This window comes from Chitinophaga sp. GbtcB8 (assembly GCF_019091455.1).
Classification (GTDB): domain Bacteria; phylum Bacteroidota; class Bacteroidia; order Chitinophagales; family Chitinophagaceae; genus Chitinophaga.
Genome location: NZ_JAGXJN010000003.1, coordinates 291,646 through 303,558 on the forward strand (window position 1 = coordinate 291,646; position 11,913 = coordinate 303,558).

10 protein-coding genes are annotated in these 11,913 nt (G+C 47.0%); 6 read left to right on the forward strand and 4 right to left on the reverse strand.

All coding sequences use genetic code 11. The features are described from left to right. Positions 1–12 precede the first annotated feature (12 nt). The 4 genes from pxpB to KVT36_RS06440 all read right to left on the reverse strand — a co-directional run bounded on the left by pxpB (position 13) and on the right by KVT36_RS06440 (position 5,460). Positions 13–726, reverse strand: coding sequence for a 5-oxoprolinase subunit PxpB (pxpB, locus tag KVT36_RS06425; RefSeq protein WP_217602672.1), 714 nt, complete (start codon positions 724–726; stop codon positions 13–15). Then, complete coding sequence (locus KVT36_RS06430; protein ID WP_217602673.1) at positions 723–1,895, reverse strand: PepSY-associated TM helix domain-containing protein; 1,173 nt, start codon at positions 1,893–1,895, stop codon at positions 723–725. Before KVT36_RS06430 ends, pxpB begins: the two co-directional genes overlap by 4 nt. Before the next feature lie 57 nt (positions 1,896–1,952). Further along, positions 1,953–4,487, reverse strand: a complete 2,535-nt coding sequence (locus tag KVT36_RS06435) for a TonB-dependent receptor (RefSeq protein WP_217602674.1) — start codon at positions 4,485–4,487, stop codon at positions 1,953–1,955. Positions 4,488–4,860: 373 nt separating this feature from the next. Then, positions 4,861–5,460, reverse strand: a complete 600-nt coding sequence (locus tag KVT36_RS06440) for a TetR/AcrR family transcriptional regulator (protein ID WP_217602675.1) — start codon at positions 5,458–5,460, stop codon at positions 4,861–4,863. A 193-nt stretch (positions 5,461–5,653) separates the two neighbouring features. On the opposite strand from KVT36_RS06440, the gene KVT36_RS06445 reads away from it, so the two are divergent. The 6 genes from KVT36_RS06445 to KVT36_RS06470 all read left to right on the forward strand — a co-directional run. Then, positions 5,654–6,301: a TetR/AcrR family transcriptional regulator gene (locus tag KVT36_RS06445; RefSeq protein ID WP_254639867.1), complete on the forward strand. Its 648-nt coding sequence runs from the start codon at positions 5,654–5,656 to the stop codon at positions 6,299–6,301. Positions 6,302–6,341: 40 nt separating this feature from the next. Continuing rightward, complete coding sequence (locus KVT36_RS06450; RefSeq protein ID WP_217602676.1) at positions 6,342–6,914, forward strand: YceI family protein; 573 nt, start codon at positions 6,342–6,344, stop codon at positions 6,912–6,914. 384 nt (positions 6,915–7,298) lie between these two features. Beyond that, positions 7,299–8,489: a pyridoxal phosphate-dependent aminotransferase family protein gene (locus KVT36_RS06455; protein WP_217602677.1), complete on the forward strand. Its 1,191-nt coding sequence runs from the start codon at positions 7,299–7,301 to the stop codon at positions 8,487–8,489. After that, positions 8,486–9,658 (forward strand): hypothetical protein, encoded by a 1,173-nt coding sequence (locus KVT36_RS06460; RefSeq protein WP_217602678.1) that lies wholly within the window; start codon positions 8,486–8,488, stop codon positions 9,656–9,658. The genes KVT36_RS06455 and KVT36_RS06460 overlap by 4 nt, the downstream gene beginning before the upstream one ends. A 75-nt stretch (positions 9,659–9,733) precedes the next feature. Next, positions 9,734–10,720: an NAD(P)-dependent oxidoreductase gene (locus KVT36_RS06465; RefSeq protein ID WP_089918270.1), complete on the forward strand. Its 987-nt coding sequence runs from the start codon at positions 9,734–9,736 to the stop codon at positions 10,718–10,720. A gap of 119 nt (positions 10,721–10,839) precedes the next feature. Next, positions 10,840–11,913 (forward strand): inositol-3-phosphate synthase (locus KVT36_RS06470; protein WP_217602679.1); only part of this gene is annotated, 1,074 nt, incomplete at its 3' end.

Consider the following 11,913-nt stretch of genomic DNA (forward strand, 5'->3'; position numbering starts at 1 on the left):
TATTTAAATGATTTATGCATGCTTTATACTTAGCTGGTGAAACTCTTCCAGGGAAATGGGCACAAACTGTACCTGGTCGCCGGGCCTGCAATAACAGGGCTCGTCCAGTGCAGCATCAAACAGGCGTATAGGTGTTTGGCCAATAATATTCCATCCGCCGGGGGAGGCCAGCGGATAAATACCCGTTTGCTCACCCGCGATACCCACGCTGCCGGCAGCTACCTGCAGGCGCGGTTGTTTTAAGCGCGGTGTGGCCAGGGTGTTATGCACCTTTCCCATATAAGGGAAGCCGGGTAAAAAGCCCAGCATATACACTGTGTAGGTGGCAGTGGTATGCAGTGTTATAATATCGTTGGTAGTTATATTTTTTTGTTTAGCCATTTCCGTTATATCAGGCCCAAGGGAAGGGTGATAACATACGGGTATTTGCAGGTGGCGGGGCGGAGTAGTAGTAACAGTGATGGTTTGCTGTAAAGTGGCGGTCAGCAGATCTTTGAGCCATATAAAGGCTGGGCGTTTGGCTTCCTGTCTTATCTGCACGGCATCATATAACACGGAAAGGGAAGCGTAAGCCGGTATCAGGTCTGTAACATATGGCAGCTGCAGGGATTGCAGGTGGTGGAATGCCTGCATTACCTGTGTATGCACAGGTAATGTGATCTCTTGTTCCCACTCAATTATCAATGCGCTATCGCCCAGCGGAGTTATACTAAAGGTTGTGTTCATGATATCCCTGCCGGGGAAGATACGGAATCTTTCCGGAGCAGTGGAACATCATCCGGCAGCTTGTATTTACCGGCTTTGGAAGGTTTCTTTTTCTTTTTGCGGTTCAGCCATATGCATAAACCGGTTACAGGCAGGGAAGCCGCCACCAGCGCCGCTATCAACGCAATGATCTTGGTAGGCCAGCCCAGCAGGCTGCCGGTATGAATGGGGTATACCAGCCTCCGGGCTTTCATGCCGCGGCTTTCTGTTTCATAGGGGCGTACTTTTACCAGCTTGCCGCTGCCTGGCTCAAAATAGGCAAAGCTGGTAATGTTGCTTATGGCAGCATCCGTATTCTGCCGGGTTGCAGTAACAGCTTCATTTTTCTTTTCAGCAAAGCGGATCCTGATGGGCCCGTGATAGGCAAACAAACTATCGGTACTTGCTAATACCTGGTCCAGGTAAGCAGTATTCTTAACCTTTGCAGGCATAACCTTAGGGGCAACCATTTTTTTATAGGGCTTACCGTCAAACGTGAGGAAAATGAGGTTATTCACCCATTCATAGCTCCAGGTAAGGCCCATAAGGGCAATGGTGAAAATAACAATATGCACATAAAAGCCCAGTACAGCATGCAGGTCCCAGTTCAGGCGTTTCCAGGAAGCATCCCACTTCACTTTCATGCGTTGCCTGCGGGTATTGCGTTTGGGCCACCACAGCACCAGCCCGGTTAACACCAGTATCAGGAAAATGGAGCAGGAAATACCGGTGATCACTTTACCCACCGTACCCATACACAGGTACCGGTGCAGCTGCAGTACTACATAGAAAAAACGGCGCTGTTCCTTAACCGCTTCAATAATGGTACCGGTGTATTGGTTCACCGCTACATTCAGCCCATCTGTTTTAGTTTTGCGCAGGGTAAAGATCATGCTGCGGCTGGCCTCCTGTTCTATAACAAAATCATACAGCTTATACTCCGGGTATTGCTGCTGTACGGTTTGGGCCAGCGCATCTGCAGACAGGGGAAGGGCGCCGGCAGGCGCGGTTACGTAAAAGAAGGAAGGATGGAAAAGCGGGTCCAGCTCATCTTCAAAAACCAGCAGGCTGCCTGTTAATGCCACTATCAACACCACTAACCCGGAGGAAATACCCAGCCATAAATGTAACCAGCCTATTATTTTTTTCACGTGTTAATGATTTAAATGCGCTAAAGGCTAAATGCTAAAGGCTAAATGCATTCCGCCTTAAAAAGTATACGATACCGTAGCCTGCCAGTTACGGGGCGCTCCCGGGAAAAGGCGAAGATAGTCATATCCGCCCACCCAGTACACCTTATTACCTATGTTATTCAGGTTAAACTGTACCTGCACTTTATTCACCTTATAGTATAAAGCCGCGTTCAGCAAAGCATAACCGGGAAGGTTCTGCGTTTTGCTGAGGCTCAGGTTCCTTTCTGTAACAAAGTTGGCGCCTGCGCCTATGCCAAATCCTTTAACAGGGCCGGCCGGAATGGTATACTTGGTCCATACATTACCTTGCTGTTTAGGTGCATTGGGTTTTTGCACGCCTACCAGGTCAGCATCCGTTTTGCCGGATGAGGTGATCTTGGCATCATTATAAGCATAGGTTACCACTACATCCCAGTTAGGCGCTATTTGCCCGGTTACATCCACTTCCACGCCTTTAGCCTCTTCTTCACCTACCTGTATCATCAGGTCAGGATTGTTGGCATCGGAAGCATTGTACAAAGTACCTTTCTGGCGAATGCGGTATACCGCCAGGTTAGCCGTTAAACGGCCGCTGAGCCATTCTGTTTTTAAACCGCCCTCTACCAGGTTGCTGGTAATAGGATCAAACGGGCCACCGGTTAAACGGTTGGCCTGCACCGCAGGATCCTGCGGGTTGTAACCTTCTGTATAAATACCGTAGATATTAACATTATGGGTAAGGGTATACACCACGCCTATACGCGGTAAAAAGGCATGCTGGCGCACATTTCTTACACTATCTGTTTTATAGTTGGCTTTATCAGTATACAGCTCATAACGCACGCCCAGTAATACTTGTACCGGTCCCAGTTTCACCTGGTCCTGCGCATAAAAGCCGCTTAACCCGCCAAAAACCGGTACAGTAGCGCTGTTGGCTGCTGTAGTGAATATGTACTTCGTCATATCCTCCAGCTGGTTATTCCTTGCGATCAGGTCGTAGGAGGGAACATTGGGTTTTGGAATATACCTCACAGAATCTGCTGTGCCTGCGCTGTTGCGGACAGGCTTTCCATGCGTATCAGTCACTTTATAGTTGTAGAACACATAATCATCTTTCTTTTTGGCATTATAAGCGCCGGCAGTACCATCTTTTTTCAGGTAACCAGTGGCTGTTTGCTGGGAAGATCCCGGAGGCAGCGTGCTTTGGGCATAGTCATAACCCAGCAGCAGCTTGTGAGCCAGCTTGCCGGTATTCAGGTCATAGGTAAGATAGGCTGATACGTTATCGCTGAACTGTTTGGACTGGCGGATGAATGCCTGCCTGGCCACCAGGTTGCCAATAGGTGCACCGGAAGAATCCACCGCATAGGAATTGGCGCTCCGGTTCTCCACCAGGTCCTGTATATAACCCGTACGCAGGTACGAAAGGTTAAATGCAAGCTTAGTGCTGAACTGGTGTGTCAGGGAGGTCATAACGGTAAAGTTCTCCTCGTCCAGGTGATCATTCACCGCATTCAGGGCCAGTGAGGTGGGCGTGGTGTACAACGCTTTCTGGTCGGTGCCTGCAAATACAGACTGGCCACGGTCTAAGCGGCTGTTGGATTTGTTATATACCGCATCAAAGTTCAGCCTGGTACGGGAAGTAGGCAAAAAGGAGATAGAGGGCGCTATTACAATGTTTTTGTCAAACTGCAGGTCGCGGAACGATTGTGCATTTTCATATCCCAGGTTTAAGCGGTACAGGATGGTCTTCTGATCGTTCAGCGGGCCGGTAAAATCGGCCAGTGCGCGGGTGGTATTAAAGCTGCCGGTGGTAAAGCTCAGGGATTTACGGGATTCTTCCAGCGGTTTTTTGGTAACACGGTTTACGGTACCACCGGGAGAGGCATTGCCAAACAGGGCAGAGGCAGGGCCTTTGATCACTTCCACACGCTCCAGGTAGTTTACCATAGGTTGTTTCCAAAAACCGGTAAAGGTGCGCATGCCATTTAACAGCTGTGTGGTGCTGCCCCCGTTAATACGGAACCCGCGAATGGTCAGATCATCGTAGAAGGTGAACTGGTTCACGCCGCTGAAGTTTTTAACCACATCGCCTACCCGAACGGCAGACTGGTCCTGCATCAGTTCTTTTGTTACATAGGAAATAGCCTGCGGCACCTCCTTCAGGGGAGTAGCGGTTTTACTGCCTATAAAAGAGTTAGTGTTCTTGTAACCGGCTTCTTTACGGCCGGTGATCTCTACGGTTTGCAGCTGCTCCGTAGAAGGTACCAGCACCAGGTCTACTACCCGGGTTTCGCCCTGGTTCAGGGTAAGGGTTTTCTGATCTGCTGCAAAACCGGTATGCGTAAAGCGGATGGTATATTTGCCCGCCGGCAGATCGCTGAAAAGGAATGCGCCGGTAGTATCGGTAGTGGTGTTATGCTGTTTATTGAGTAAAATAACGCTTACTTTTTGTACAGGAGCGTTGTTAAGATCCCTCACAACTCCTTTGATGGACGTTTGTGCTAAAACATTCAATGACAAGAGAATAAATACTGCAGTCAGTAACTGCCGGCTGGTCGAAATTGGCATGTGATAAAGTATACTTGTTTTCGCCGCAAAGGAACACCTCCGGGATATTTGTTGGGACTCCAATCGGGAAAACTGTTTACGCAAAACGGAAAAATCGATGAATCTCAGGCTGGCAGTCCCCCCAGGGCCCAAAGCCTTTGACAGGGTATGTTCAGGAGGAACAAAACAAATTATTCCCCAATAGTGCCGGATAGATATACAGTTTTAATGCATTCCGGCGTTATGGCTAATGAAAAGGCCATAAAAAAAGCCGGAACAGGATTATTCCGGCTTATTGCCTAAACCTACAACTGTTACACTGTAGTAACAGCAATTATATACGATGAAAAATTAGAATATTATCGTTTTCCGGTCGAGTAACGGGCAAATTTTTTTAGGACCTTCTAATACCATTCATCAGTATGGACACCAGGAAGTCCATCATTTCCCCGATCTCATCCAGCTTTTGATCCATTACCAGGGCCGTTTCCACACCCCGTTGGGCATTTACCAGTAAAAAAGCCAGCATTTCTATATCCTGCTGATCGTAGTTTGGAAATTCGCCGGTAACAACCCCATACTGCAAGATGCTTTTCAAAATTTCTATCTCCGTACAGTCGTAATTTCTGCGTATGTTGGTTTCCAGCTCATTACAGAGCTTTAACTCACTGGCCACCACCTGGTATAAAGTGGTCATCCGTTTAATCTCCCGCATCTTGCTGCGGGTAAAGGCTTCCAGCTTTTTAACCGCACTATCTTCCCTGCTTACGGATTCCTGTATGTTGCGGAACATCATGTTCTTTTCCTTACGGATCACCGCATCAAATATCTCCTCCTTATTCTTATAATAGTAATACAGCGTGCTCTTGCCTTTACCAACCGCTCTCGCAATATCTTCCATGGTAGTTTTCTGCAAGCCATAGTGCCGGAAAAGCTTCGCCGCTTCCTCCAGAATATCGGATTTGATCACTTCGTCTTTTGCCAGTGTTGTCATTGTAGGTTTAAAGTCGTTCCACTCAAAACTACCTAGAAAAAACGATAAGTACCAAACTTTAACTGACTTTCGGACCAAAATACTTTAAAAGTCGAAAATAAAGATAAGGCAAAAATAATATTTGTTGGAACGAATTATTACTCTTACTTTTGCTAACACCGTTAGGATTTCTAAAGGGCGATTAAATGGAGGAATGAGGGCAATTACACTCCCCATACCTGCATTCAACAATTTATATCACATGGGTATTGCAGAACGTAAACAAAGGCAGCGGGAGGAGATCCGGGCCGGCATATTGGATGCCGCCTGGCACCTGGTGCACGAGGAAGGCTGGGCTGCACTATCCATCCGTAAAATTGCAGAAGCCATAGAATACAGTGTGCCGGTGGTGTATGACCATTTTGAAAATAAGGATGCCATCATCGCAGAATTTAATAAAAAAGGTTTTCAGCTATTGGAAAACCAGCTGCGCAACGCCAGGCAGCAGCATACGGATGCGGAACAGCAGCTGGAAGCTATTGGCAGGGCTTACTGGGATTTTGCCTTTCAGGATAAACAATATTACCAGCTAATGTTCAGCCTGGGCATACCTACCTGTGAAAGCGCGCGCAAAATACCGGAAGTAGGAGAGTGTATGGATGTGATCCGGTGTACTATTGAGCAAATTATAAAACAGAACGGGAACGGGGCCGCAGACCCCTTTTTAAAGTTCCATGCCTTCCAGTCCATGATCCACGGGCTGGTATCCATTAACATCATTGGCCCGGCCAATAATGAGGAGCTGAACCGGTTGGTATTGCAGGACCTCATATCCGGTTTCATTAAAGGATGTAAAGCATAACCTTTATTCAATTATAAAAAACAAAAAATAAAAACACACAATGAAAAAGACCGCCCTGATCTTCGCAGTATGCACTATTTTCTCCCTGGCCAGTTTTGCTCAAACCTGGACACTGGACCCCGCTCACTCTAAATTAGGTTTCAGCGTTACCCACATGATGATCTCTGATGTAGATGGCGCCTTTACCAATTTTGAAGCTAAGATCACTTCTTCCAAAGAAGATTTTTCCGATGCCGTGATTGAGCTGACTGCAGACGCCAACAGCGTAAGCACTGACAACGAAAAACGCGATGGTCACCTGAAAACAGAAGATTTCTTTGACGTAGCCAAATACAAGACCGTTACCTTCAAAAGCAAATCTGTACAGAAAGTAGGCGACAACAAGTACAAAGTAACCGGCGACCTGACCCTGCATGGCGTTACCAAGCCCGTTACCCTGGATGCTACCCTGCGCGGTACTACCGTAAATCCCATGAGCAAGAAAACCGTAGCAGGCTTTAAAGTAACCGGTACTATCAAACGTTCTGATTTTTCTTTCGGTACAAAATATCCGAATGCAATGCTGAGCGAAGAGGTGACCCTGACTGCCAATACTGAGTTTATAAAAGGATAATTTACCGGGCCGGGCAGGCCCCAGTAAAAAAAATACAACGAATTACACGAATTGGTAATTACAATTTGTGTAATTCGTTTTTAATTTGCGGTTAAATTCATTTTTGGGTATTATGTCCTAAGCTTTTTTCTATTCCAGGAATAATTAATATATATGTGCCCACTTTGAACCGAGCCAAAATAATTAAAAAAAATATTTAACCTATTGAAAATGAGCAACATCCCTATAGAAAAACAAACCTTGCTGCAAAATTTTTTGTTAAGAAATGTTTAAGAATTGTATTTTTGGACATTAAAAGTTTTTTAGTCGAACAAATCTAAAGGCTTTTAAGACAAGCAATAAGCAAATTACGCGTACGATTTTCACAGCTAAGCATATTAATTAATGTACAAGAGGCTACCTGTAAAAGAGGCAGTTATTGCCAAGGAAAAAGGTATATATCCGTATTTCAGGCCTATATCATCTGCTCAAGACACGGAGGTGATTATTGATGGGAAGAGGGTGCTAATGTTTGGCTCCAACTCGTATCTAGGGCTTACCAACGATCCAAGGATCAAGGAAGCATCCAAAAAAGCCATAGACACCTACGGCACCGGTTGCGCCGGTTCCAGGTTCCTCAATGGTACTTTGGATCTTCATATTGAGCTGGAGGACCGGTTGGCCCGTTATGTAGGGAAAGAGAAGGCAATTCTGTTCAGCACCGGATTTCAGGCTAACCTGGGCGCATTGTCCAGCTTAACCGGCCGTAACGACTATATCATCCTCGATGAGTATGATCATGCATCTATTATTGATGGCAGCCGCCTGTCCTACTCCAAGGTGATCAAGTACCGCCATAATAATATGGAGGACCTGGAAGCCAAGCTGAAAGGTTTGCCCCCTGAGGTGAATAAGCTGATCGTAGTGGATGGTGTGTTCAGCATGGAAGGCGACCTGGCCCGCCTGCCGGAGATCGTAGCCCTGGCAGAGCAGTTCAATACCGGTATTATGGTAGATGATGCGCATGGTTTGGGTGTGGTAGGTGAAAAAGGCGCCGGTACTGCTTCTCACTTTGGCTTAACAGACAAGGTGGATGTGATCATGGGCACCTTCAGTAAATCCTTTGCTTCCCTGGGCGGTTTCCTGGCCAGTGATGCAGATACCATTGAATATTTGAAACACAGCGCCCGTTCCCTGATCTTCAGCGCCAGCATGACGCCGGCTGCAGTAGCCAGTACAATGGCCGCCCTGGATATTATAGAAACAGAACCTGAGCATATTGAAAAACTGTGGGCTAATACCAATTACGCCAAGGACCTGTTAACGGAAGAAGGCTTTGAGCTGGGACCCACCGCTTCCCCTATTATTCCTGTATATGTAAGGGATCATGAAAAAACCTTTGCTATCGCAAAAATGCTGCAGGACAACGGGCTGTTCGTAAACCCCGTAGTACCGCCCGCGGTGCCTGCCGATGCAACAATGCTGCGCTTCTCCCTCATGGCTACACATACCTTTGACCAGATCGAAGAAGCGGTGTATAAAATGAAGGAAGCTTTCGCAAAACTGGACATCACCACCTTAAAAGAAAAAATATGACGGAGGCAACGCCGGTGCAGCAGCGTAAACCGCTTACACCAGCACAAGGGGTAACTATACAACCCGTGCATACAGGTAAGCAGTTGGCTCAATTCATAGACTTTCCGCACGACCTTTATAAGGATGATCCTTATTACGTGCCGGAACTGCATATAGCCCAGCGCGACCTGCTAACACCCGGCAAGCATCCTTTCCACAAGCATTCCACCCTGCAGCTTTTCTTAGCCTGGAAGGATAATAAGATCGTGGGCCGGATAGCCGCCATCCTCAATAAAAATCATAACGAGTTCAATAAAGCAAACGACGGTTTCTTTGGTTTCTTTGACAGCATTAATGACGAAGGCGTAGCCGCCTCCTTATTCCAGGCCGCTGAGCAGTGGTTAAAGGAAAAAGGCACCAGCACTATGATAGGGCCGGTGAACTTTTCTACCAACGAAACCTGCGGGTTGCTGGTAGATGGGTTTGACAGCGCACCGGTAGCCATGATGACGTATAACAAACCTTATTACCTGGACCTGATAGACCGGCAGGGCCTGCAGAAAAAGGTAGACCTGTATGCATATAAGATTACGGAAGATGCGTTTAATGATAAGGCGCTGAAAATGATGAACCTCCTGAAACAACGTTTGTCTCAGCGGGGTGTTACCATCCGTAATATTAACATGAAAGATTTCAAAGCGGAGGCAGAACGCATCCGTGAAGTATATAATGCCGCCTGGGATAAGAACATGGGCTTTGTGCCCATGACACGGGACGAATTTGACTATACAGCCAAAGATCTGAAATTGATCGCCGACCCGGATTTCATCCAGTTGGCAGAGCTGAATGGGAAACTGATCGGCATTTCCATTTGTGTTCCGGATATAAACCAGATCTTGATCAAAATTAAACGGGGCCGTTTATTCCCCACCGGTTTGATCAAGCTGCTTACCGGCCGCAAAAAAATAAATTCCCTCCGCGTAATGGTGCTGGGAGTGCTGGAAGATTATCGTAGGATGGGTATTGAAGCCTGTTTTTACGGCTCTATCATGGAAAAAGGCCTTGCAAAAGGTATGAAGTGGGCGGAAGCCAGCTGGGTGCTGGAAGGCAATGAGATGATGAACCGCGCCGTAGAGCACATCAATGGAAAGGTATATAAGACGTACCGGATATATGAAAAGGCGATTTGAGGCTTTAGGTTTGAAGTTTGAACGTAGATCGCATTGTCAAACTTTGAACATTAAACCTCAGACAAACAATAAAAGGTGACACAAAAAGTTCTTATTACAGGTGCCAGTGGATTTGTGGGATTTCATGTGATTGAAGCTGCGTTAAAAGCCGGACTGGAAGTACACGCAGCTGTTCGGGCCTCCAGCCAGGTAAAACATTTGGAAGGGCTGGCCGTACAATACGTTTCCCCGGATTTCAGGAGTGAAGAAGCCATAAGGAAATTGCTGGAAGAGCATCAGTATGATTATGTGATACATGGCGCCGGCATTACCAAAGCCTTTTCCGAAGAAGAGTACAATGCGGTGAATGCAGGGTATACACAAAACCTTGCGCTGGCTATTAAAAATGCCAAAGCACCCATTAAAAGGTTTGTGTTCATCAGCAGCCTGGCAGCCCTGGGGCCCATTGCATATGAAGCGCAGGCCCCCTTGCTGGAAGAAAGTGCACCGCAGCCGGTAACGGCTTATGGAAGAAGTAAACTGTTAGCAGAAAAATATTTACAGCAAATAGAGGGACTTCCCTTAATTACCTTACGTCCCACCGCTGTATATGGCCCCCGCGACAAAGACATATTCATTATGTTTAAAATGATCGCCCGCGGATGGGAACCATACATTGGCAGAAAGCAGCAACGCTTCAGCTTTCTGTACGCTAAAGACCTGGCAAAGGCCGCGATCAGTGCGCTTACATCACCTTGCCTGGGTACCTACAACTTGTCAGATGGAAATGTGTATGACCGTTATGCTTTGGCAGACATCACCAAAAAGCTGCTAAAGAAAAACACCCTGAAATTCCATGTTCCGTATGGAATAGTAGAGGTAATAGCGGGCATACTCGAAAAAATGCCTTCCGGAGGGAAAGCGCCGGCGCTCAACAAAGAAAAGCTGAATGAGCTAACCGCGCCCAACTGGAATTGCAGCATTGAAAAAGGCCGGAACAACCTGCCTTATACGCCGGAGTATGACCTTGAAAAAGGGCTGGCTGAAACGCTGCAGTGGTATAAAGAAAATAAATGGTTATAGGTAACAGTTCTTTTATAAAACCACAAAACGAAAAATTGAGCTGAAACCGGTAGCAGACCTGCCGATGCCGTACTGGCATCAGGGGAAAGGTACCGTGCGACAGCTAAAACCAATTAAAGATGGCAAAGAAACAACAAGTTCAGGACGCAAAAGGTAAGCTGGGAATCCTCATCCCCGGCCTGGGCGCAGTAGCAACTACTGTAATAGCCGGCGTTGAAGCAGTTAAAAAAGGTCTTTCCCAACCCACCGGTTCCCTTACCCAAACAGGCAGCATACGCCTGGGTAAAAGAACGGAGAACAGAAGCCCCAAGATCAAAGATTTTGTACCCCTGGCAGACTTAAATGACATTGTGTTTGGCGGATGGGATGTGTATGAAGATAATGTATATGACGCCGCCCGTAAAGCAGGCGTACTGGACCCCCACCTGTTAAAAGCCATTCAGCCGGAGCTGGAAGCGCTGGTGCCCATGAAAGCTGCTTTTGATAAAAACTTTGTAAAGAACCTGGATGGTACCCATGTAAAGGAATACGATACCAAGTACAACCTGGCCCTGGCCGTAATGGACGACATTAAGAACTTCAAGGCCAAACATAATTGTGACCGTATTGTACTGGTATGGTGCGGCTCCACGGAAATTTTCCATGAAGCGGCAGACATTCATGACACTTTGGCAAAATTTGAGCAGGCCTTAAAGGACAATGACAGCCGCATTGCCCCCAGCATGATCTACGCTTATGCAGCGCTGAAACTGGGCGTACCCTTCTGTAATGGCGCGCCTAACCTTACCTGCGATATTCCTGCACTGGTGCAGCTGGCTAAAGAAACCCATACCCCCATTGGCGGTAAGGATTTTAAAACCGGCCAAACTCTCATGAAAACCATTCTGGCACCCGGTTTGCAAGCAAGGGCGCTGGGCGTTCAGGGCTGGTTTTCTACCAATATCCTGGGCAATCGTGACGGATGGGTGCTGGATGATCCGGATAACTTTAAAACAAAAGAAGTGTCCAAACTAGGGGTACTGGAAGATATTTTCCGTCCTGATCTAAACCCCGAGCTGTACGGTGACCTGTATCACAAGATCCGTATCAACTATTATCCGCCCCGTGGTGATAATAAGGAAAGCTGGGATAACATTGACATTTTCGGGATGATGGGCTACCCGATGCAGATAAAGATAAATTTCCTGTGCCGC